A 23,948-nucleotide genomic window follows, 5' to 3' on the forward strand; every position below is an offset into this window, starting at 1 on the left:
CCTCAACTCCTGTCAACTGAATAAAATTACTCCGCAAGCCATTTCGCTGCGTCTTTCGCATGATACGTAATAATCAGGTCGGCACCCGCGCGCTTCATGCTTGTCAAAATTTCCAACACAATTTCTTTTTCTTTGATCCAGCCGTTCTGCGCTGCAGCCTTCACCATTGAATACTCTCCGCTTACATTATAAGCGACGAGCGGCAAAGTAAACTCATTTTTTACGTCACGCATGATATCCATATAAGAAAGCGAAGGTTTGACAATCAAAAAGTCCGCGCCTTCCTCGACATCTGATTGTGCTTCGCGGAGTGCCTCCATACGGTTGGCAGGGTCCATCTGATATGTTTTGCGGTCTCCGAATTGCGGTGTGCTGTTTGCTGCATCACGGAACGGACCGTAAAACTCGCTAGAATATTTCACAGCGTAAGACATGATTGGAATATTGACGAATCCTTCTTTATCAAGTGCTTCTCTGATCACTGTAACAAATCCGTCCATCATGTTTGATGGCGCAATGATATCCGCACCTGCTTTCGCTTGGCTGACAGCTGTCTGCGCCAAAAGCTCCAGCGATTCATCATTGAGAATGACTCCGTCTTTGACAAGTCCGCAATGGCCGTGGTCTGTGTATTCGCACAGGCACGTGTCAGCGACAACAACCATTTCAGGGAAGTGTTCTTTAATTTCTGTGATGGCTTTTTGGACAATTCCGTGATCATGGTACGCTTGTGTTCCGCAATCATCTTTTTCTTCCGGGATGCCGAACACGATAACAGATTGAATGCCCAGTTTGACCAGCTCCGCTACTTCATCCTTCAATAAATCTAATGATACATGGTAAACATCAGGCATTGACGGAACAGCTTTTTTGCCTTCCAGCCCTTCAACGACAAAAATCGGATAAATAAAATCTGATGGATGCAAACGTGTTTCCTTTACCATTTCTCTCATTGCTTTTGATGTCCGCAGGCGGCGGTGTCTATTAAATGATTGACTCATATTCTCTCTTCCTCTCTTGACATGCTGCACATTAATTCAAGCATGCCATCTATTGTAAATGTATCAGGCGTATGCGATGTGATGCCGTACGTCAGAAGGGCATCATTTGTTAAAGGTCCAATGCTGATACAGGCCGTCCCATTCGCCTTCCACTTTTTTAATTCTTCTCCCAAGACATGCATAAACGTATGTACGGTTGATGAACTCGTAAATGTTACATAGTCAAAGGAATATTGACCCGCAGCGTCTTTCAGTTCCTCAATGCCTTCTTCATCCGGAATCGTTTCGTAGAGAACCCATTCCTTTACTTCAAAACCGAGCGGGACAAGCTCTTGTTTTATCACATCACGTGACAAATTCCCTTTCATCACGGTAATGGGCTCCCCCGGTTCAGCATGCTGCTTAAGAGCGTCAGCCAATTGTTCAGCAATATACTCCTGTGGCATCACATCAACCGATACGTTATGCGTTTTTAAACGGCGGGCGGTTTTTTCACCGACGGCTGCAATTTTTTTATGCGCAGGGAGAATAAGCTGATTTTCCTTCAGATAAGAAAAAAAGAAGTCTGCCCCATTCACACTTGTAAAAACAAGCCAGCCTGGCGCGGCAAGATCCTCTCTTACCTGTTCCGCAACATCATTCGGCAAAGCGCGGCGAAACGTAATCAAAGAGGTTAAAACCGCTTTACCGCCAAGCGCCTCCACTTTTTGCTGAAATGATGTTGCCTGTGCCTTATTCCGGGTGACAAGCACTGTTTTTCCTTCCAACGGAAAATCATTTTCCATCCTCATCAAGCTCCCGTTTTACACGATCAATTAAATCTTTTGCTCCTTTGTCAGCCATAAGAGCGGCACAGCGCTTTCCTACTTCCTCCGGATCGTTTCCGGTGACGGTTTCTTTAAAAATGATTTTGCCGTCAGGTGAAGCGACAAGACCTGTCATTTCAATTTCATCCTGTCCATTTAACACGGAGTAGCCCGCGATCGGAACCTGGCAGCCGCCCTCCATCGCGTTTAAAAAAGCACGTTCCGCTAAGACAGTCCGTTTTGTATATTCATCTGTAAACTGAGAAAACAACGCCAACAGCGCTTCATCCGATTCTCGGCACTCAATCGCCAGTGCTCCCTGCCCCACAGCAGGCAAACAGCGCTCTGGCTCAAGGAATTCGGTTACGACATCTTGCTTCCACCCCATTCTAGAAAGGCCGGCAGCCGCTAAAATAATCGCGTCATAATCCTCTGTTTCCAGCTTTTGAAGTCTTGTATCTATATTACCTCTAATCCATTTAATTGTAAGGTCAGGGCGCTCAATCAAAAGCTGCGCGCTTCTTCTTAAACTGCTTGTGCCAATGACAGCACCTTCCTTCATTTCTGAAAGCTTTACGCGATTCTTTGAAATAAGGGCATCACGCGGGTCCTCCCGTTCAGGAATGCAGCCGATCACAAGGCCTTCAGGCAAAACAGCAGGCATGTCCTTCATGCTGTGCACTGCCATATCAATCTCTTCGTTTAAAAGCGCCTGTTCAATTTCTTTGACAAACAGCCCTTTTCCACCCACTTTTGAGAGTGTAACATCGACAATCCGGTCGCCCTTTGTCACGATCTCTTTAATTTCAAAAGCAAACGAAGGATTGATTTCCTTCAGTTTTTGAATAACCCATTTTGTTTGAGTCATAGCGAGTTTGCTTCGTCTGGAACCTACTTTAATCGTTCTCATCATTTCTTTCCTCCCGAATCTGCTTGGGACATCGTTTAACTGAACCAATGGAATTGCGACAGGCTTCCAAGCAGGAAATAATTGATCATCAGCACCAGAAAACAAGCCGTATTCCACAGTGCAGCGACCTTTCCTTGCAGCTCTTTAATCAGCCTGATATAAAGATAATAGCTGTACAGCAGCAGGACGACAAACGAACCAAGCACTTTTGCGTCAAACCAATACAGCGTTTCTAGTGAGACATATGCCCATATGACGCCGAGAATCAAACTCAGCAGCAGCATCGGAACCCCAATGACATTTAAAACATACGCCATATAATCAAGCTTAGATAAATCTTCTATTCTCAACAGCCATTTTCCCCACTTTTTCTTTTTCAGCAGATGATATTGAAACATATATAGCACAGAAAAAACGAAAGAAAGGGAAAAAGCGCCGTATGAAAGAATCGCCATTGTAATATGAATCACCAAAAGCTCGGATACAAGCTGCCCGGAAAAAGCAGCTGACTGCTGCTCTGTCGGTGAAAATGTGTGAATGGCGATCATAGAAAATCCTATAACATTTGTAAAAAACACGATAAAGTCAACACGTAAAAGCTTTGTCAGTACAAGTGACAGCGTGACAAGCACCCAGGCATAAAAATAAAGCGCCTCCGTCACATTTAATACCGGAAACCGCCCCGTCACCCACATAAAATAGGCCAAATACACGGTTTGCAGAGTCCAGACAATAGAAAGCAACCAGAAGGCCATTTTTCCAGCCTTCCGGTTGTGTTGAAGAAAATCTATAAAATAAAAGAGTACACTTAACGCGTAAATGACGATTGTCCCCTCATTAAGTCTTGCCATTGCAGTATCAATCATTCAGCTTTCACTCACTTACAAGTGGGCTAAAGCCCGCTTTTGATTCAGCCTTCTTAAAAGAGTGGACCTTCTGGCTGCTTTCAACGGTTTTCATCATTTGACGGCCCGCAGCTTCTTCAATATCAAAAATCTGCATAAACAACGCGAGCTTTTCTTCAGAATCAGCATCTGCCGCAAGCTCTTTCACCTTTAAAATCGGATCACGAAGCATTTGGTTAATAATGCTTTTGGTGTGTTTGTTCAACAGTTTTTTCTCTCTTGTGCTTAAGTGAGGCAGCTTACGCTCAATGCTGTCCATCGTGTCTGACTGGATGGCAAGCGCCTTTTCGCGCAATGCAGAAATAACAGGTACAACACCAAGTGTATTCATCCATTGTTTAAATTCCACAATGGTTTCTTCAATTAACAGTTCAACTTTTTCAGCTGTTTCTCTCCGCTCTTTCATGTTCGCTTCTACAATGCCTTCCAGATCGTCGATATCATAAAGAAAAACACCTTCAAGATCATTCAGCGCCGGATCAAGATCTCTAGGCACGGCAATGTCGACCATAAACAGCGGGCGTCCCTTGCGAAGCTTATTCGCGTTTTCCATCATCTCTTTGGACACGACAAATTCACTTGCACCGGTTGAACTGATTAAAATATCAGCCTCCGCAAGCGCGCTTTCAAGCTGATTCAAGCTTCTCGCTTCACCTGAGAAACGGTCTGCAAGCTCCTTCGCTTTCAAGTATGTTCGGTTAATGACAGTGACCTTGCCGATTCCCTGTCCGTGCAGGTTTTCCGCAGCAAGCTCGCCCATTTTTCCCGCACCGAGAATCAATATGTGCTTGCTTGAAAGATTTCCGAAGATTTTTTTGGCAAGTTCAACTGCAGCATAGCTTACTGACACCGCATTTGAGCCAATGTCTGTTTCTGCGTGAGTTCGTTTGCCCACTGTAACCGCCTGCTTAAACAGCTCATTAAAAATAGTCCCGATCGTTCTTTCTTGCTGAGCTGTTTTAAAGCTGTCGCGTACCTGTCCGAGAATCTGCGTTTCGCCAATCACCATAGAGTCAAGTCCGCAGGCTACACGGAATAAATGCTCAACAGCGGCATCGCTCTCATAAAACGTTAAGAACGGTGACAGCTCTTCTTTGCTTAATTGAAACCAATCAGCTAAAAACTTTTTTATATAATAACGGCCGGTATGGAGCTGGTCGACTACCGCATAAATTTCAGTGCGGTTGCAGGTTGAGACAATGATGTTTTCAAGAATGCTTTTCTCTTCTTTCAGCTGCACCATTGCTTCTGCCAGCTCATTCGGCTGAAAACTTACTTTTTCACGTATCTCAATAGGGGCGGATTTATAATCTACTCCCACAACAAGTATATGCATCGCTCTAATTACACCCCCAACACCCAATCTTAATTTATAATCATTCTAACATAGAACTCATTATTTATAATAATTATAACATAGTTTCTTTCACAAAATGTGAACAGATTTTAAAATTCTTATGCTATATTAGAAAAAGCTTCAGGGAAAAGAAGCATTCCTATTGACAATACCAAAAACAGCAGAAATTTACTACACATCAGCTCTAAAAAACAAGAAGGTGATAGCATGAAACAAAAATCAATTTTATTCCCTTGTCTGCTGCTTGCCGCTTCTGTATATGCATGGCTTGAAAGCGGCCAAGCCGAACTGTTTTCAGGGCAGGATCAATGGCCTGTTCTCCTCATGCTGTTAGGCGCAGCCTTTGTATATCAAGGAAAAAAAGAAGCCGTTACACCCCATTTTTTTATCGGTTTGCTTCTCTTCGGGATCGGTTTACACTTTTTTGCCAAGCCGAAATGGGTATGGTGGCCGGATGATTTTGAAATGCTCCTCTTTATGATCGGCTTCTCACTTCTCGTTTCAGCCGTTCAAAAAAAAGAATATGTATATGAAGCTGTGTCGATGATTTGTTTTTCCCTGTTTTTGTACTTTTTCAAACAAATTATGGCATGGCTTGAGTCTGCGCATATTCCAACAGCGCTTCTGAAGGAGTATTGGCCGTTTGTCTTTATTGGAATCAGTTTATTGTTATTATTGATAAAACGAAAAAAATCTATACGATAAATAAAACCGGTAGAGGATCCTCTACCGGTTTATCATTTTTTTGATCGCTCCCCAAGCTTCGTCTTTTCCCTTTTTCGTTTCTGAAGAAAAGAGAATCAGCTCGTCTTCCGGATCAATATTTAATGTTTGTCGGACAACCTTCGCGTGTTTGTCCCATTTGCCTTTCGGGATCTTATCCGCCTTTGTAGCGATAACAATAACAGGAATGCCGTAATACTTTAAAAATTCATACATCTGTACATCATCATTAGATGGCGCATGCCGCAAATCAACGATCTGCACCACAGCTTTTAATTCCTCGCGTGTCGTGATATAGGTTTCAATCATTCTGCCCCATGCTTCACGCTCAGACTTTGACACTTTGGCAAAACCGTAGCCCGGCACATCCACAAAATGCAACTCATCATTGATAATGTAGAAATTAAGCGTTTGTGTTTTTCCCGGCTTTGATGACGTTCTCGCAAGATTTTTGCGATTGATTAATGAATTGATAAAAGACGATTTTCCTACGTTCGATCTTCCGGCCAATGCGATTTCCGGAAGCCCCCCTTCAGGGTACTGTTCCGGTTTTACTGCACTGATCACGATTTCTGACTTTGTGACTTTCATTTCTTCTCTCCTACTAAGGCATGTTCCAAAACCTCGTCTAAGTGGGACGCCAATATAAATGTCAGCCCCTCCCTGACGCTTTCCGGAATATCCTCTATATCTTTTTCATTATCTTTAGGCGCAATAATGGTCGTTAATCCCGCTCTATGTGCGCCAAGCGCTTTTTCCTTTAAGCCGCCGATCGGCAGCACGCGCCCGCGAAGCGTGATTTCCCCAGTCATGCCGACTTCACGCGAAACCGCCCGTCCCGTTAAAGCAGAAACAAGCGCTGTTGCCATCGTAATACCGGCTGACGGACCATCTTTTGGCACCGCACCCTCTGGTACATGTATATGAATATCATACTTCTCATGAAAGTCAGGTTCAATGCCAAGTTCTTCTGTTTTGGATCGCACATAGCTGAATGCAGCCTGAGCAGACTCTCTCATAACATCTCCGAGCTTTCCTGTCAGGATTAATTTCCCTTTCCCCGGAGAAAGCGATACTTCAATCGACAGCGTATCTCCGCCAACGGTTGTATAAGCAAGCCCTGTCACTACACCAACCTGATCCTCTGTTTCAGCTTGTCCATATCTGAAAATACGTTTTCCGATAAAGTCTTGAAGGTTCTTCTCAGTAACCGTAATCCGTTTTCGCTCTTCAGCAACAATGGCTTTTGCAGCTTTACGGCAAATCGCGGCAAGCTGGCGTTCAAGGCTTCTCACACCAGCTTCTCTCGTATAGTAGCGGATAATATCAAGAATCGCCTGATCACGCAGCTGCAGGTTGCTTTTCTTCAGCCCGTGTTCTTTAATTTGCTTTGGAAGCAAGTGATCCTTTACGATTTCAAGTTTTTCTATTTCTGTGTAGCCTGCGATATTAATAATTTCCATTCTGTCTCTGAGCGGACCCGGAATTGTGGCCAAATTGTTCGCCGTTGCGATAAACAGCACTTTGGATAAATCAAAGGTTTCTTCAATATAGTGATCACTGAAGCTGCTGTTTTGCTCTGGATCAAGCACTTCAAGCATAGCGGATGATGGGTCTCCTCTAAAATCAGATGACATTTTGTCAATTTCGTCTAATAAGAAGACCGGATTCAGCTTGCCCGCTTTTTTCATCCCTTGAATAATACGTCCAGGCATTGCTCCGACATAGGTCCGTCTGTGTCCGCGTATCTCTGATTCGTCCCGAACTCCTCCGAGTGAGATTCTGACGAATTTGCGTCCCAAGCTTTTTGCAATTGATTTGGCTAAAGACGTTTTTCCGACACCTGGAGGTCCTGCCAAACAGAGAATCGGGCCTTTCAGGGATTTGGTCAGCTTCTGGACAGCCAAATATTCTAAAATACGTTCTTTTACTTTTTCAAGCCCATGGTGCTCTTCGTCCAAGAGACGTCCTGCTTCTTTCAAATCAAGCTTATCATCTGTTTCATCCGTCCACGGAAGAGCAACCAGCCAGTCGATATAGTTGCGGATCACAGAGCTTTCCGCAGAACTTGACGGAATTTTTTCATATCTGTTCAATTCTTTAAGCGCTGTTTCCTTCACATGATCAGGCATGCCTGCTTCTTCGATTTTTTCCGTCAGCGTCTGAACTTCGCCAGTTTTGCCTTCTTTATCGCCAAGCTCTTTTTGAATCGCCTTCATTTGTTCTCGCAAGTAGTATTCCTTCTGCGTACGCTCCATCGAACGTTTGACGCGCTGGCCGATTTTTTTCTCAATCTCCAGCACTTCTTTTTCATTATTAATAAAATCAATGACCTTGTTCAGCCTGTCTTTGACATCAGCCGTTTCTAAAATATCCTGCTTATCCTTTAGTTTAAGGGGCAGATGAGAAGCAACGATGTCTGCCATTCTGCCCGGCTCTTCGATATCAGTAACCGCGGCGTACGTTTCGGCCGAGATTTTTTTAGAAATTTTTATGTACTGATCAAAGTGGTCTAGCAAAGTCCGCATCAATGCTTCGTCTTCTGTATCTTTTGAATCATCTTCATGAATAAGTTGAATGTCGACCGACGTGTAATCCTCGTGTTCATTGTATTTGACGATATGGGCGCGCTTGAGGCCCTCCACCAACACACGAATCGTACCGTTCGGAAGCTTCAGCATTTGCTTAATTTTTGTATAGGTGCCGACAGTGAAAATCTCGTCTTCACCAGGTTCGTCTATCGAAATATCCTGCTGAGTGGCTAAAAATATCATATGATCATGCATCATTGCCTGTTCAAGAGCCTGAACCGACTTGTCACGTCCTACATCTAAATGCAAAACCATCGTCGGGTACACTAATAAACCTCTTAAAGGGAGGAGCGGGATGCTGCGTTTTAATTCTTCTGCCATGTGACTGACACCTCCGTGACTTTAGTATGAACCATTATAATACAACTTTTTCATCCTTGTACAATAAACGGCATGGTTCCATTTTCTATAAAACAGTCTCCTCGTAGTATACCCTTTCTTTCTGATATGAAAAAGGAAAAGATGTCCTTCATGAAAAAAACCCTATTATCAAAATAGGGTTTAAACAGATTCTTTATTGATTTCAATAGGAAACGGTTTTTGTTCCGTTGGCGGATTCACTAAAATTTCATCAAGCACTTCTTGGAACGTCTTCACTGCAATAATTTCGATCCCGTCAATCTGCTTTAAGATGGCCTGCTGATTTTCATATGGGATAATCACCTTTTTCGCACCGGACTGCTTGGCCGCTTTTATTTTCGGAATGACGCCTCCGATGGGTTTCACAAGACCGTTCAGGCTGATTTCGCCCGTCATCGCAACGGTATTGTCAATAGGAATTTTGTGTATCGCCGAGAAAATCCCCGCCGCCATCGCAATGCCTGCTGACGGCCCATCAATCGGAATCCCTCCTGGGAAATTGATGTGAATATCATAATCAGAAGGCTTCATTCCCATTGTCCGGAGCACGGTTAATACATTTTCAACCGAACCCTTCGCCATGCTTTTTCGTCTGATTGATTTTGATTGGCTGCCGATGCTTTCTTCTTCAGCTATTCCTGTGATGTTAATTGATCCTTTATCTTGAGCCGCGGTTACACTCACTTCGATTTCCAGAAGCGATCCGCTGTTAGGCCCATAGACTGCAAGCCCATTTACAATGCCAACCTGTGGTTCAACACCGATTTTTTGCTCGTGCTTTGGAGTAAGCTGACTGGAGTGAATGACCCATTCGATATCCTCAATCGTAATGTCCTTCCGATTCTCCGTTACAGCCATCCCCGCTGCGATTTGAATCATATTGACGGCTTCCCGCCCGTTCCTTGTGTAGCTGGTCAAAAGATCCAGGCCTTCTTCGGAGATATTTTTTTCAATTTTATCCGCTGCTGTTTTAGCAACCGTTTTCAGCTCGTCCTTTTCAAGCTCGCGGAAAAAAACCTCCAGACAGCGGGACCTGATAGCTGGCGGAATTTCGTTTGGCATTCTCGTGGTCGCGCCAATCAAGCGAAAATCAGCCGGCAGCCCATTTTGAAAAATATCATGAATATGATTCGGAATTTGTGTATTTTCCTCACTGTAATACGCACTGTCTAAAAAGACTTTTCTGTCCTCAAGCACCTTCAGCATTTTATTCATTTGAATAGGATGCAGCTCCCCTATTTCATCAATAAACAGCACACCGCCATGGGCATGGGTGACAGCTCCCTGCTTCGGCTGCGGAATCCCAGCCTGTCCCATCGCTCCGGCCCCTTGGTATATCGGGTCATGGACAGAGCCGATGAGCGGATCGGCAATTCCTCTTTCATCAAAACGGGCTGTTGTCGCATCGAGTTCCACAAAAACAGCCTGCTCTTTAAACGGTGATTGTTTATGTTTTTTTGCTTCTTCCAACACAAGCCGCGCAGCAGCCGTTTTCCCAACTCCCGGTGGCCCATAGACAATCACATGCTGAGGATTTGGCCCGCATAAAGCCGCCTTTAATGCTTTAATGCCGTCTTCCTGTCCGACGATATCTTGAAAGCTTTTGGGGCGGACCTTCTCAGATAATGGCTCGGACAAGCTGATAGCGCGCATTTTCCGAAGCTGCTCCATTTCCTTCTTTGATTCTTTATCTATTGTGACCTTTTGTGTCCTTTGATTTTTAAGCAAATTCCAAAAATACAAACCGATGATGATCCCAAAAAACAGCTGAATAAATAACGCGATCCCTGTCCAACTCATGGTGGTCCCTCCTGAAAAACAATTTATGTATCCAATTCATTCCTCTGATTGCTAGTATCTCCCATAGAAGACGGGAATAAACGTTTTTCCGGAAGAGTTGCATGCAAAAAAACCTCCTGAGTGTTACCACTCAGGAGGTTTGTACTTATCTTTATGCAGATGTTTTATCTTGGCTTACCTCAGTGCCGTCTTTTAATAAGAGGCGAGGAGGCTCTCCGTGTGTCACAGTCGCCCCGGTAATTACACATTTTTCAATGTCATCACGAGAAGGCAGCTCAAACATCACATCAAGCATGATGCCTTCAATGATAGAACGGAGTCCGCGTGCTCCAGTCTTGCGTTCAATTGCTTTTTTAGCAATTTCAGAAAGCGCTTCTTCTTCAAACTCAAGCTCAACGTTGTCAAGCTCAAGCATTTTCTTGAATTGCTTAACAAGAGCGTTTTTCGGTTTTGTTAAGATCGCAACCAATGCTTCTTCGTCAAGCTTTTCAAGGCTTGCAATAACCGGAAGACGTCCGATAAATTCAGGAATTAACCCGAAACGGAGCAAATCTTCTGGAAGCACTTTTGAAAGAAGATCTTCTTTCTCAAGATCAGCAGCTTTATTGTCGGCACCGAATCCAATCACTTTTTGGCCTAAACGGCGTTTGATGATTTGTTCGATACCATCGAAAGCTCCGCCGCAAATGAACAAAATATTTGTTGTGTCAATTTGAATGAATTCTTGATGAGGATGCTTACGTCCCCCTTGAGGCGGCACGCTTGCCACTGTACCCTCAAGAATTTTAAGCAATGCCTGCTGTACACCCTCACCTGACACGTCACGTGTGATAGACGGGTTTTCAGATTTTCTAGCCACTTTATCGATTTCATCAATATAGATAATGCCTTTTTCGGCTTTTTCCACATCATAGTCAGCAGCTTGGATGAGCTTCAAGAGAATATTCTCTACATCTTCACCCACGTATCCAGCTTCAGTCAAAGATGTAGCGTCTGCAATCGCAAACGGCACATTTAAAATGCGAGCCAATGTTTGCGCCAGAAGGGTTTTACCGCTTCCCGTAGGGCCGATTAATGAAATATTACTTTTTGAAAGCTCAACATCATCAACTTTGCTGTTAGAGTTAATGCGCTTATAGTGGTTATACACAGCAACAGCAAGTGATTTCTTCGCTTGATCTTGGCCGATGACATATTCATTCAAAATTTCACGAATTTCCTGAGGCTTTGGTACGTCTTTAAATTCTACTTCTTCTTCTGTTCCGAGTTCTTCCTCTACAATTTCAGTGCAGAGTTCGATACATTCGTCACATATATATACACCAGGTCCAGCTACAAGCTTACGAACCTGATCTTGTGTTTTTCCACAGAACGAGCATTTTAATTGTCCTTTTTCCTCGTTAAATTTAAACATTCTTTCACCCCTTAATCTTGTCTCACTTTTTCTTTTACCGGCAGAGCAAAAGAAAATGATTCTTGAAACGAACGAGTATGTATTGCATTTTACCATACTTTCCAAAAAGACGGTAACAATGTGTTTCTGACTTGCACATTCTATATGTATGACAAAAAACAGCCCTGCATTAACTATATTGCCCCAAGAAAAAGAGATAACTCATAATTGTACAAAACAAGGCACGAATGATTCGCGCCCTGTTTTATTAGTACTATTATTATGCACCATATTAACGGTTTTCTACAAGAAAATCAATTGCTTTGCGAACTTTTAAATCTTCTTTCATCGCGTCAGTAGAACCGATGGCTTGTTTAATATTTTCAACAGGCATGTTGTATGCTTCAGCCATTTTAGTAAGCTCAGCATCAACTTCCTCATCTGATACTTCAAGGTTTTCCACTTTCGCAATCGCCTCAAGAGTCAGGTTAGATTTTACGCGTTTTTCAGCATCTTCTTTCATTTGCTCTTTAAGCGCAGCTTCATCTTGACCTGAGAATTGAGTGTAAAGCTCAAGGTTCATGCCTTGCATTTGCAGACGCTGTTCGAATTCTTTCAGCATGCGGTCAAGCTCAGTGTCGACCATTGCTTGCGGAACATCGATTTCAGCATTTTCAGAAGCTTTCAGAACAAGCTCTTCACGCAATTTAGCGTCAGCTTCGTTTTCTTTTGCTTCTTCTAAACGTTTCTTAGTTTTTTCAGTTAATTCAGCGAGTGTTTCCACTTCTTCATCGATATCTTTTGCGAATTCATCGTCAAGCTCAGGAAGCTCTTTCGCTTTGATTTCGTGAATTTTCACTTTGAACACAGCTGGTTTGCCTGCAAGATCTTCAGCGTGGTACTCCTCAGGGAATGTCACTTCAACATCCTTCTCAGCACCTGCTTCAAGGCCAACTAATTGATCTTCGAAGCCAGGGATGAATGAACCAGAACCTACTTCTAGAGAGTAGTTTTCAGCTTTTCCGCCTTCGAATGCTTCGCCGTCAACGAATCCTTCGAAATCAAGAACAACTGTGTTTCCTTCTTCAACAGCGCCTTCTTCTTTTACAACAAGCTCAGCTTGACGCTCTTGAAGGGCTTTTAGTTCGTTTTGAACATCTTCGTCAGTTACAGTTGTGTCGTCTTTTTCAATGCCCAGGCCTTTGTATTCGCCAAGCTTCACTTCAGGTTTTACTGTTACTTTCGCAGTGAAGATTAAGCTTTCGCCTTTTTCGATTTTTTCAACGTCGATTTCAGGACGGTCTACAGGCTCGATTCCAGCTTCTTCAACCGCTTTAGGGTATTCTACAGGAAGAAGAATATCCAAAGCATCTTGGTAAAGAGCTTCTACGCCAAAGCGCTGTTCGAATAATCCGCGAGGAATTTTACCTTTACGGAATCCAGGAATTGAAACCTGTTTAACTACTTTTTTAAATGCATCATCAAGTGCTGTTTTAAACGTTTCAGCATCAACTTCAACCGTTAAAACGCCTTCGTTGCCTTCTTGTTTTTCCCATTTTACAGACATGTGTTTCCCTCCAAAAATCTATTCAGGTTGTGTCGGTCTTCCATTCTAAAGCAATCATACGGCTTCGTCCAACAAAAACAAAGCTGCCAAAGATCAGAATCATTATGTATAGATGTTAATAATGAACTGCAAAGCCTGTCCAACCGTATTTCTTATAACCCGTTATACACAAATACAACCACTATATTATAACATAACACATAGCGCTTTCAACTATATGGCGCGATTTACAAATAAGAAATTTCTTCAATATCTTTTAACATTGTGCAAGCTTCATCGAGTTCTCTGTCGGTAAATTCATACATCATATGAAGTTCTTCGCTTTCAATTTCAATCCCGTGCATATCGTAACCGACTTTATGAAGGGCAGCCGCCCAAAGGTCAGCCGACAGCAATTTCGGCTGGAACGGATATAAAACGTACAAATGTCTTCTCCACAATTCCTCTACTGCTGCATATAAGGTTGGATTTTCATTTCCAAGTGTCTCATCCAGCACCCTGAGAACACGGTGCAGAATCGGCGCGGCATCAGGCGGAACAATCTCAGACGGTTCAATTGTCAACGACTCGCCAAATTTACTAATGTGTACAGGCTTACTGTACTCATGCTCAGCCAACAGCATGACAATCATCGTTTTGATAATCGGATGGGCTGAGGGGTCTTGGAGGATTGTTTTGAGCAATCCTGTATACTTTGCTACGTTACGGTCTTTTAAGGAATGAATGAGATTCATTTGCTCCTCAGGGCTTGCCAGCACTTTCTCGGTGTCAATTGTATCCTCATATTCTTCGGCCCAAGCCTCGTCCTCACGATCCGGATCGGTCATTTTCCGGCTGAAATCCAGCAGCTTATAAAATTGCTCGGCGCTTTCTGCCGGCAGCTGATTTTCTTCCAAAACGGCTTCAATGGTGCTTTTGACTTCCTCGTATTTTTTGAGCTGAATTAAGATGGTCATGTACACCTGCAAAACCGTAAAATAATGGCCATAACCTTCTTTGAGCATCTTCTCGCACACGCTTTTTGCCTCTTCAAACTCGCCCAGCTCTAAAAAGCAGATGGCCATCCCTAAGTGAAGATCGGCTTCAGTATCATCATATTTCATCGCTTCTGAAAACAGTTCGAGCGCTTCTTGATACTTTTTTTCCTTTAGTGATGACATCCCTTTTTCCACAAGGCGGTCTTTCAGATGAGGAAAAGGAATAATTTTTGCGTTCTTCTTGTCATGCGTCATACCTATATTCCTTTCAGGCATTTATTTTGTTCAAGTGTATCAACACCTGTGAACAAAAACAAGAAATGAAAGGTTTCACCAGGCAAAAAAAGCCGCCGGACAAATACCGGCCGCTTTTTCAGTCTTGAAGCCAAGAGCTTCTTTGTGATTCAAATTGCTTGATTTCATCTTCCAGCAGCAGCGTTAATGAAATTTCATCATATCCGTTGATCAGCATCTCTTTCCAATGCGAGTCAACTTCAAATGAAATTTGATTGCCTTCACTGTCATGAATCAGCTGATTTTCAAGGTCAACAGTCATTTGCAATGACTTGTTTTCATACTGGCCGACAAGCTGTTTCCAATTGTCATATGGCATGCGGATCGGAAGCATGCCGTTTTTAAAGCAGTTCTGATGAAAAATATCAGCAAATGACGGCGCAATGATAATTTTAAACCCATAATCATCAAGTGCCCACGGAGCGTGTTCACGCGATGACCCGCAGCCGAAGTTTTCTCCTGCTATTAAAATGGAAGCTCCTTGATAAACAGGCTGGTTTAATTCAAATTCAGGGTTCGGTTCACCATTCGCATCATATCTCCAGTCAAAGAATGCAAAACGCCCGTAGCCTGTTCTTTCAATCCTCTTCAAAAATTGCTTAGGAATAATCTGGTCTGTATCCACATTGATCCGATTTAATACGGCCGCTTTCCCCGTATGTGATTTCAAAGGTTCCATCTCGCGCACTCCTTACACAACTGTTTTTTCCTGATAAAACTTTCTGACATCAACGAAGTGTCCGTGAATGGCAGCCATCGCAGCCATTGCCGGGCTGACGAGATGTGTTCTTGCACCTTTTCCTTGTCTGCCCTCGAAGTTGCGGTTAGAGGTTGATGCACAGCGCTCTCCCTCAGGAACAACATCATTATTCATACTCAAACACATGCTGCAGCCTGACTCTCTCCATTCAAATCCAGCTTCCAAGAAAATCTGGTCAAGCCCTTCTTTTTCAGCCTGAAGCTTCACGCTTTGGGATCCGGGCACCACGATGGCCCTTACGCTGTCAGCTACCTTCTTCCCTTTGATCATGTCAGCAGCCTGTCGAAGGTCAGTCATGCGGGAATTTGTGCAGGAACCGATAAATACGTGCTCCACTTTAATGTCTTCAATTTTTTGGTGAGGAGTCAATCCCATATATTCATAAGCACGAATCGCTTCTTTTTTATCGTCTTCTGCAGAAAAGCTTTCCGGCGCAGGAACTTCAGAATCGACAGGAAGAACCATTCCCGGGTTAATGCCCCATGTCACCATAGGGGAAATTTTGTTGCCGTCAAGGACAATAGATTTATCGTAAACAGCGCCCGGGTCTGTGCGCAGCGCCTTCCATTCCTCTACGGCCTTGTCAAATTCTTCGCCTTTTGGCGTGTACTTGCGATTTTTGCAATATTCAAACGTCACCTCGTCAGGTGCAATCAAACCTGCTCTTGCTCCTGCTTCAATTGACATGTTACAAACGGTCATTCGTTCATCCATCGTCATATTTCTGAATACTTCCCCAGTGTATTCAATGACGTAGCCTGTGCCGAATTTCACACCGTATTTGCCGATGACAGCAAGGATGACATCCTTTGCCGTTACCCCTTTTTGAAGCGTTCCATCTACGCGCACTTCAAGTGTTTTTGGACGCTGCTGCCAAAGTGTCTGTGTGGAAAGGACATGTTCAACCTCACTCGTCCCGATTCCAAATGCAAGAGCGCCGAAAGCGCCATGTGTTGATGTATGACTGTCCCCGCACACAATCGTTTTCCCTGGAAGCGTTAAGCCTAGTTCAGGTCCGACGACATGGACAATCCCTTGATCCACACTGTGAAGATCGGCAAGGCGCACGCCAAATTCCTCACAGTTTCTTTCAAGCGCCGTTACCTGGCGTTTCGCAACTTCATCCTTTATCTCAAAACGATTGACAGTCGGGATGTTGTGGTCCATTGTCGCAAATGTGTTTTGGGGTCTTCTGACCTTTCTTCCCTTTTGTCTCAAGCCTTCAAATGCCTGAGGAGACGTCACCTCATGAATGAGGTGCAAATCAATATAGAGAAGATCCGGCTTTCCCTCACCATGTTTTACAATATGCTGATCCCAAATCTTTTCGATGATTGTTCGAGGCATCATCTTTTATTTCCTCCCTCTACCTAGAGCTAAGACCGCTTAACGTAAGCTGTCACACATTAGACATTGTATTTTCACTCATGATTGCTGCCTTAACTTCCTCTGTAATGGCCTGAGTGCTGCTGAACTCTTCACCCCGTGCCAAATCTTTTGTTCTTTTCCCAGAAGCCAAGACTTTGTTTACCGCATCTTCTACAGCTTTCGCTTCCTCTTCAAGCCCGAAAGATGTTCTCAAAAGCATTGCCGCTGACAATATGGCTGCGAACGGATTTGCCATCCCTTTACCGGCAATATCAGGCGCGGAGCCATGAACAGGTTCAAACAGATGAAGACCAGAGCTTGATAGGCTGGCTGACGGGAGCATTCCGAGCGAGCCTGTAAGCATGGACGCTTCATCGCTTAAAATATCACCGAACATATTTTCAGTCACAACGACATCAAATTGATTCGGTGCATAGATTAGCTGCATGGCCGCGTTATCCACAAGCATGTGCTCAAGCTTCACATCAGGAAATTCTTTCGCAACGTCCTCAGCCACTTCACGCCACAGCCGGCTTGATTCAAGAACATTCGCTTTATCTACAGAGGTCACTTTGCCTTTTCTGGCTGCCGCCATTTTGAAGCCCTCTCTGATCACTCGTTCAATTTCCGTTCGCTTATAAAACAGTGTATCTACTGCTTCCTGCTCACCTTCAGTGTTTACATAGCGTTTGCTCGGCTGGCCGAAATACAAGCCGCCTGTGAGTTCACGAACGATAACGAAATCAACATTATCTATATATTCTTTTTTCAAAGGCGAAGCGTCAGAAAGGCTTTCAAATACCTTCACAGGCCGTAAATTCGCAAACAAATCAAGCTGTTTTCTGATGCTGAGCAGCCCTTTTTCCGGTCTCAGTTCCGAAGGATTTTGATCCCATTTCGGTCCGCCGACAGCGCCAAGCAATATCGCGTCTGCATTTTTACAAGCAGCAACGGTTTCCTCCGGGAGGGGGTTATGATGTTCATCAATAGCCGCCCCTCCAATCAGGCCATATTCAAATTCAAATTCATGGTTAAAGCGTTCGGCAACACTTTTCAGTACGTCTGTCGCTGATTCTAATACTTCAGGGCCGATCCCGTCTCCGGGCAATAGAGCAATACGTTTCTTCAAGTTAACCGTTCTCCTTTCTTTTATGATCCGACAGCTGTGTGGTTTTTCAATCCGCTCATATTCGACTGGAAAACCAATTGACGGTTGACTGCGTTCAAATAAGCTTTCGCTGATGCTTCTAATACGTCTTGCGCTATGCCCCGCCCTGCTGATTCTTTTCCGTTCACCAAAACTCTTACATACACCTGGGCAAATGCATCTTCGCCTTTTCTGTTAGACTGAATGCGGTAGTCTAAGAGCTCTACGTCCTTATCGATGCAGCGCTCAAGCGTATTGTAGATTGCTTCCACGCTTCCAGCTCCAGTTGCAGCTTCCTGAATAAGCTCTGCGTTTTCTTGATTTTTCAACGAAAGAGTAGCCGTAGGGACCTGACTTGTTCCGTAATGTACTTGAAGAGAAAGAAATTCATACCCAATCTTGCGATCTGTTACTTTTTCTTCTAAAATAAGAGAAACAAGATCCTCATCAGTGATTTCTTTTTTCTTCTCAGTCAACTCTTTGAACATCGTAAAGAATTTATTAATCTCTTCACTGTCAAATTGGAATCCTAAAGCAGTCAGCCGGTCTTTAAATGCGTGGCGTCCGGAATGTTTACCTAGGACAAGCGCATCTGCGGTTACACCGACAAGCTCCGGTGAAATAATTTCATAAGTCGATTTTTCTTTTAAAAAGCCGTCCTGATGGATGCCTGATTCATGAGCAAATGCATTATCTCCAACAACCGCTTTGTTGCGCGGGACAGCCATGCCTGTCAGTTTGCTTACTAAATCACTTGTTCTCTTAATCTCGTTCAGTGTAATGCCTGTTTCGACTTGGTAGAAATCTTTTCTGGTATGGAGGGCTACGGCAATTTCCTCTAATGCCGCGTTTCCGGCTCTTTCACCGATCCCGTTCACAGCGCATTCGATTTGATCAGCGCCATTTTCAATCGCAGCAAGAGAGTTTGCGACTGCCATTCCTAAATCATCATGACAGTGGGCTGAAAGCTTTGCTTTGTGAATGTTCGGAACGTTTTCCTTCATATATCTAAAGATATTTCCGTATTCCGCCGGAGCCAGGTAGCCGACAGTGTCCGGAAGATTGATAACACTGGCGCCTGCGTCAATCACTTTTTCGACTATTTCTGCTAGAAACGGCAGTTCAGTGCGGCAGGCATCTTCAGCTGACCATTGCACAATCGGAAAACGTTCTTTTGCGTATTTCACCATTTCAACCGCTCTTTCAATGACTTGCTCACGTGTCATTTTCAGCTTGTGCTTCAAATGAATGTCCGATGTGGCGATAAAAACATGAATTCTCGGGTGAGAACCTTCTTTTAACGCTTCCCAAGCAGCATCAATATCACCTTTTACACAACGGGCCAGACCAGTTACTGAACAATTTTTAATGGTTCTTGCGATTTCCTGAACAGCTAAAAAGTCACCTCGGGACGAAGCGGGAAATCCCGCTTCAATGATATCTGCCCCGAGTCTTTCGAGCTGCTTAGCTATGGCAAGTTTCTCCTGTGTATTCAAGTTCACTCCAGGGGACTGTTCACCATCACGAAGCGTCGTATCGAAAAAATTAATTTTGCGCAACGGAGACCACCGCTTCCTTCTTCTTGCCTTGTTTCACAAACGGCATCATTTCACGAAGCTTTCTTCCCACTACTTCGATTTGATGTTCGTTCTCGCTTGCATTGATAGCGTTGAAACGAGGACGGTTTACTTGGTTTTCGACGATCCACTCTTTTGCGAATGTACCGTTTTGGATATCTTTTAATACTTCTTTCATAGATTCTTTTACTTTAGCGTCCACAACGCGAGGGCCTGATACGAAATCTCCCCACTGTGCTGTGTCAGAGATTGAATATCTCATTCCTGCAAGTCCTTCTTCGTACATAAGGTCTACGATTAATTTCAGCTCATGAAGGCACTCGAAGTATGCAAGTTCAGGCTGATAACCTGCTTCAGTTAATGTTTCAAATCCGGCTTTGACAAGCGCGCTTAATCCGCCGCAAAGAACTGCTTGCTCACCGAACAAATCTGTTTCTGTTTCTTCTTTAAATGTCGTTTCTAATACGCCCGCTCTTGCGCCGCCGATTCCTTTGGCATAAGCGAGGGCTTTGTCCCTTGCTTCTCCAGTCACATCTTGATAGATTGCGAACAATGCAGGTACGCCGGCTCCTTGCTCATATGTTCTTCTTACCAAGTGTCCCGGGCCTTTAGGTGCCACTAAGAATACATCTACATCCGCCGGAGGAACAATTTGATGGAAATGCACGTTAAATCCATGAGCAAATACTAATGATTTTCCTGCTGTCAATTCATCTTTGATTTCAGCTTCGTAAACTTTTTGCTGCTGCTCATCCGGAAGCAGAACCATGATGATTTCGGCTTGGGCTGCCGCTTCTTTTACTGAAAATACTTTATGTCCGTCTTCTTGGGCTTGAGTGAAAGATTTTCCTTGTCTAACACCGACGATCACGTCTACTCCGCTTTCTTTAAGGTTCAGGGCATGTGCGTGGCCTTGCGAACCGTACCCGATAACCGCTACTGTTTTTCCAGCCAATACGTTCTCTTTGATATCACCGTTATAATATACTTTTACCATTTTAATCTCTCCCTTGTTATGTTTTATACAATAGATATTGTTTTATTGGATGACGCCTTTTGCTGGGTTCCCCTCGCAAAAGCCGTTGTACCTGTTCTCGCGATTTCTTTAATGCCATAAGGTTTTAATAACTCAATAAGCGCTTCAATTTTGTTAGATTCACCCGTCACCTGAACAACGATGCTGTCTCTGCTGACATCAACGACAGAGGCTCTAAACGGTTCTATGATTCCATTAATCTCTGTTCTCGTTGAAGGTGCGGAGACAACCTTGATTAAGGCCAGCTCCCTCTGGACAATCGATTGATTTGTGATGTCTGTGACTTTCAGCACATCAATCTGTTTGTTGAGCTGTTTCGTTAACTGTTCAACATCATTTTCACCTTCAACATGAACGACGAAGGTGATTCTGGAAACGCCGGCTGTTTCTGTGTGTCCAACTGTAATGCTTTCAATGTTGTAATGCCTTTTTGTGAATAGACCGGTGATCCGGTTTAACACCCCGGAGCGGTTCACCACAGTCAATGTGATAATTCTTTTCAAGGTTTCACCCCCACCATTTCATGCAGCCCTTTCCCCGGAGCCACCATCGGGAATACTTTTTCTTCGCTGGCAACCCGCACGTCAATGACAACAGGTTCTCTTGATGTTAATGCCTCTTCCAGCTTTTCCTTTGCTTCCGCTTCTGATGAAATTCTGATGCCTTTAATGCCGTATGCTTCGGACAATTTGACGAAGTCAGGCTGAGAAGCGAATTTAGATTCTGAATAACGTTCTTCATAGAAAATTTCCTGCCACTGTCTGACCATTCCGAGACAAGCGTTATTTAAAATCACTACCTTGACCGGAAGATTTAATTCGCGAATAACATCGAGTTCTTGAAGCGTCATTTGGAATCCGCCGTCTCCGACAACCGCGACAACAGTAGCATCTTTTTCGGCCAGCTGTGCGCCGATCGCCGCCGGAAGACCGAATCCCATCGTTCCAAGTCCGCCTGACGTGACCCATTTATCTGCTTTTTGGAACGGATAAAATTGCGCTGACCACATTTGATGCTGGCCTACATCTGTTGCGACAATGGCCTCTCCTTTTGTAAATTGATGAATATATTCAATCAATTTCTGAGGTTTAAAACCTTCTTCTTCATTATCTACATACCAGAGCGGATACTCTTCTTTCCATTCTGCGAGCTGTTTTTTCCATTCGCTTGAATCGCTTTGTTTGCCGTCTTGTTTGATCAGCTCCTGCAGGACAATTTTGCTGTCTCCGACTACAGGAATCTGTGTTTTCATGATTTTTCCGATTTCAGCTGGATCAATATCGATGTGGGCTATCTTTGCATTTCTGGCAAAGTGTTTCAGGTTTCCTGTGACACGGTCATCAAAACGGGCGCCGATACTGATTAATAGATCACATTCATGAAGGGCCATATTGGCAGTATAAGTACCGTGCATTCCCGCCATCCCTAGGAAAAGCGGATGGTCAGCCGGGAAGCCTCCGAGCCCCAAAAGGGTGTGTGCCACAGGGATTTGCTGCTGTTCAGCATAATTTTTTAATTCTTCTGACGCTTTTCCGTGCAGTACGCCCGCACCCGCCAGGATCACCGGTTTTTTCGCACTGCTCACGGCTTCCACAAGCTTGCGGATCTGCAAATAATTCGGCTCTGTTGTCGGCTGGTATCCCGGGAGATTCATCTCATGATCGTAGCTGAATTCTCCTTCAATTGTTGCTACATCTTTCGGAATATCAATCAATACAGGTCCGGGTCTTCCAGTTGTTGCAATATGGAACGCTTCTTTAATGATGCGCGGCAGATCTTCCGGCTGGCGAACCTGGTAGCTGTGTTTTGTTACTGGCATCGTAATCCCTAAAATGTCTGCTTCCTGAAATGCATCGCTCCCGATTACAGAGGTTGCTACCTGCCCTGTAAAGACAACTAACGGCAATGAATCAATCATGGCATCAGCAAGGCCTGTAACAAGGTTTGTCGCTCCCGGCCCTGACGTGGCAATGACGACACCCGGTTTTCCGGAGACCCTTGCGTATCCCTCCGCTGCATGAATTGCTCCTTGTTCGTGACGGGGAAGGATATGTACCAACCCTGAATTGTATAGCTTATCGTAAATCGGAAGCACAGCCCCACCCGGATAACCGAAGATCATTTCTACTTTCTCTTTTTTTAATGATTCAATCAGCATTAATGCTCCGCTCATCGTCTGTGTACATTTGGCAGATGCTGAATCCACCTGTACATTAGTCCCCATTTTAGTTCCTCCTTTTGGATTTTCATCCTTTAAAGATCATCTTTTCATTAGCTAGATAGCTGATTATTCAATAAAAAAAGCCCTTCCGCCCACAATCAGCCGCGCAGTAACTGCGATAGCTAAAAGGGGCGAAAAGGCTTTTCTTTCCGCGGTACCACCCTTGTTTACGGCCTTAGTCGGCCGTCTCATGGATATTTCTATCCGCTTTAGTAACGAGTGAATCAAGTTCACCCGGCCAAGTCCTACTGTCATTTCAGACTGGCACTCTGAGGCGAGTTCACCTTGTAAAGCTTCGCCGGTTCTCAGCTAACCCGGTTCTCTGTAGAAAGCTTTTTCAAGGCTACTTATCCTCATCTGCGCTTTTCATATTCAGCCTTCGGAACGGCTTTCCAGCTGTTCAAGAAGGTCGTTTGTTTTTCATTTTTTCAGAATCATACTGCGATGATTTTCGCTTGTGAAGCTTGCGTTTATCTTTTGTTGAACTCATATTACGTCGCTTTGGACGCAGTGTCAACAGCATTTTTTAAAATTATTAGACAATTTTGATTAATCAATCTATATTGTATACGCTTTCATTATTGGTACAAAAGGAATTGCAAATGTTAAAAGTTTTTATAATTTTTTTATTAATCTATCAAGAATACACCAGAATTATTTAATTTTATATAAACATGTAAGATTTTATAACACGCTATGAATCGTATATGGATTGAGTCTGACAGATCATCTGCAATCCATTTCAATTTCGGATAGGCACCCCTATTATTCCCCGGCATACATTAATGGTATCTTGCAAAGAAAAGGTGATACGATGAATAAATCATTAGCAGACATGCAAGGATTCCCTGCAGGCTTTCCAAGCTTCCCGAGCTTTCCGCAGCATCATTATCCTGCTGTCCCTTCCTTTTACCAGCAAAGCCATCAGCCATTTGGAGGCTACGGATACGGACAGCCGTTCAGCCAGGCATATAGCCCGTTAACCACTCCCTCTGCTATGTACTCCTCTTATCCATACACTTCAGATTTTTTCGGGCAGCAATTTTCAGGCACTGGCTTCAGCGGCCATAGCGGCGGGTTCAGTATTCCGGCGACACATGTCGGCGGTTTTAGCGGAACAGCCGGTGTGCATGGAGGCTTTAGATATTAAAGAAA

Annotated in this window: 20 protein-coding genes and 1 other annotated feature; of the genes, 2 read left to right on the forward strand and 18 right to left on the reverse strand. The window is 43.9% G+C overall.

Going from position 1 to position 23,948, the window contains the following annotated elements:
• Nucleotides 1-26: 26 nt before the first annotated feature.
• Genes hemB through hemA form a run of 5 tightly spaced genes read right to left on the reverse strand, consistent with a single transcriptional unit; the run spans nt 27 to nt 4,958 of the window.
• Entirely contained in the window at nt 27-1,001 is a 975-nt protein-coding gene (gene hemB, locus NYE20_RS15085; protein WP_015483525.1) for a porphobilinogen synthase, read from the reverse strand.
• Nucleotides 998-1,786 (reverse strand): uroporphyrinogen-III synthase, encoded by a 789-nt coding sequence (gene hemD, locus NYE20_RS15090; RefSeq protein ID WP_032726325.1) that lies wholly within the window; start codon nt 1,784-1,786, stop codon nt 998-1,000. The genes hemB and hemD overlap by 4 nt, the downstream gene beginning before the upstream one ends.
• Nucleotides 1,776-2,720: a hydroxymethylbilane synthase gene (hemC, locus tag NYE20_RS15095; protein ID WP_021480247.1), complete on the reverse strand. Its 945-nt coding sequence runs from the start codon at nt 2,718-2,720 to the stop codon at nt 1,776-1,778. The genes hemD and hemC overlap by 11 nt, the downstream gene beginning before the upstream one ends.
• A gap of 32 nt (nt 2,721-2,752) precedes the next feature.
• The gene (locus tag NYE20_RS15100; RefSeq protein WP_003222575.1) at nt 2,753-3,583 is read right to left on the reverse strand and encodes a cytochrome c biogenesis protein; all 831 of its coding nucleotides are present in this window, start codon (nt 3,581-3,583) and stop codon (nt 2,753-2,755) included.
• Nucleotides 3,584-3,590: 7 nt separating this feature from the next.
• A complete protein-coding gene (gene hemA / locus NYE20_RS15105) occupies nt 3,591-4,958 on the reverse strand; it encodes a glutamyl-tRNA reductase (RefSeq protein ID WP_161621716.1) in 1,368 nt (455 codons plus the stop codon).
• A 228-nt stretch (nt 4,959-5,186) separates the two neighbouring features.
• Here hemA and NYE20_RS15110 point away from each other — a divergent pair, with 228 nt between their 5' ends.
• Nucleotides 5,187-5,684 (forward strand): hypothetical protein, encoded by a 498-nt coding sequence (locus NYE20_RS15110; RefSeq protein ID WP_014477563.1) that lies wholly within the window; start codon nt 5,187-5,189, stop codon nt 5,682-5,684.
• 21 nt (nt 5,685-5,705) lie between these two features.
• On the opposite strand, the gene yihA is transcribed toward NYE20_RS15110, so the two are convergent.
• From yihA to ilvB, 13 genes are all read right to left on the reverse strand, one after another.
• Nucleotides 5,706-6,293 carry a ribosome biogenesis GTP-binding protein YihA/YsxC gene (gene yihA, locus NYE20_RS15115; protein ID WP_003229621.1) on the reverse strand — a complete coding sequence of 196 codons (588 nt, stop codon included), beginning with the start codon at nt 6,291-6,293 and terminating at the stop codon, nt 5,706-5,708.
• On the reverse strand, nt 6,290-8,614 hold the full coding sequence (lon, locus tag NYE20_RS15120) for an endopeptidase La (protein ID WP_003229618.1): 2,325 nt from the start codon (nt 8,612-8,614) through the stop codon (nt 6,290-6,292). The genes yihA and lon overlap by 4 nt, the downstream gene beginning before the upstream one ends.
• A gap of 180 nt (nt 8,615-8,794) precedes the next feature.
• The gene (lonB, locus tag NYE20_RS15125) at nt 8,795-10,453 is read right to left on the reverse strand and encodes an ATP-dependent protease LonB (protein WP_038827669.1); all 1,659 of its coding nucleotides are present in this window, start codon (nt 10,451-10,453) and stop codon (nt 8,795-8,797) included.
• Between the two features lie 151 nt (nt 10,454-10,604).
• On the reverse strand, nt 10,605-11,867 hold the full coding sequence (gene clpX / locus NYE20_RS15130) for an ATP-dependent protease ATP-binding subunit ClpX (RefSeq protein WP_003229613.1): 1,263 nt from the start codon (nt 11,865-11,867) through the stop codon (nt 10,605-10,607).
• A 271-nt stretch (nt 11,868-12,138) separates the two neighbouring features.
• Complete coding sequence (tig, locus tag NYE20_RS15135; RefSeq protein WP_339183301.1) at nt 12,139-13,413, reverse strand: trigger factor; 1,275 nt, start codon at nt 13,411-13,413, stop codon at nt 12,139-12,141.
• Between the two features lie 227 nt (nt 13,414-13,640).
• The gene (gene ddcA / locus NYE20_RS15140; RefSeq protein ID WP_339183304.1) at nt 13,641-14,645 is read right to left on the reverse strand and encodes a DNA damage checkpoint antagonist DdcA; all 1,005 of its coding nucleotides are present in this window, start codon (nt 14,643-14,645) and stop codon (nt 13,641-13,643) included.
• A 118-nt stretch (nt 14,646-14,763) separates the two neighbouring features.
• Nucleotides 14,764-15,363, reverse strand: a complete 600-nt coding sequence (leuD, locus tag NYE20_RS15145; RefSeq protein WP_041850185.1) for a 3-isopropylmalate dehydratase small subunit — start codon at nt 15,361-15,363, stop codon at nt 14,764-14,766.
• 12 nt (nt 15,364-15,375) lie between these two features.
• Nucleotides 15,376-16,794: a 3-isopropylmalate dehydratase large subunit gene (gene leuC / locus NYE20_RS15150; RefSeq protein ID WP_003229604.1), complete on the reverse strand. Its 1,419-nt coding sequence runs from the start codon at nt 16,792-16,794 to the stop codon at nt 15,376-15,378.
• 49 nt (nt 16,795-16,843) lie between these two features.
• A complete protein-coding gene (gene leuB / locus NYE20_RS15155; protein WP_101502157.1) occupies nt 16,844-17,941 on the reverse strand; it encodes a 3-isopropylmalate dehydrogenase in 1,098 nt (365 codons plus the stop codon).
• Nucleotides 17,942-17,961: 20 nt separating this feature from the next.
• A complete protein-coding gene (locus NYE20_RS15160; RefSeq protein WP_032726332.1) occupies nt 17,962-19,518 on the reverse strand; it encodes a 2-isopropylmalate synthase in 1,557 nt (518 codons plus the stop codon).
• Entirely contained in the window at nt 19,505-20,533 is a 1,029-nt protein-coding gene (gene ilvC / locus NYE20_RS15165) for a ketol-acid reductoisomerase (protein WP_003222549.1), read from the reverse strand. Before ilvC ends, NYE20_RS15160 begins: the two co-directional genes overlap by 14 nt.
• 23 nt (nt 20,534-20,556) lie before the next feature.
• Entirely contained in the window at nt 20,557-21,075 is a 519-nt protein-coding gene (ilvN, locus tag NYE20_RS15170) for an acetolactate synthase small subunit (RefSeq protein WP_004399096.1), read from the reverse strand.
• A complete protein-coding gene (gene ilvB, locus NYE20_RS15175; protein ID WP_015251528.1) occupies nt 21,072-22,796 on the reverse strand; it encodes an acetolactate synthase large subunit in 1,725 nt (574 codons plus the stop codon). The genes ilvN and ilvB overlap by 4 nt, the downstream gene beginning before the upstream one ends.
• Before the next feature lie 121 nt (nt 22,797-22,917).
• Nucleotides 22,918-23,162, reverse strand: a binding site (T-box leader).
• Nucleotides 23,163-23,607: 445 nt separating this feature from the next.
• On the opposite strand from ilvB, the gene cotQ reads away from it, so the two are divergent.
• A complete protein-coding gene (gene cotQ / locus NYE20_RS15180; protein WP_021480258.1) occupies nt 23,608-23,943 on the forward strand; it encodes an inner spore coat protein CotQ in 336 nt (111 codons plus the stop codon).
• Nucleotides 23,944-23,948 lie beyond the last annotated feature (5 nt).

Source organism: Bacillus sp. FSL R5-0416, assembly GCF_037975425.1.
GTDB lineage: Bacteria > Bacillota > Bacilli > Bacillales > Bacillaceae > Bacillus > Bacillus subtilis.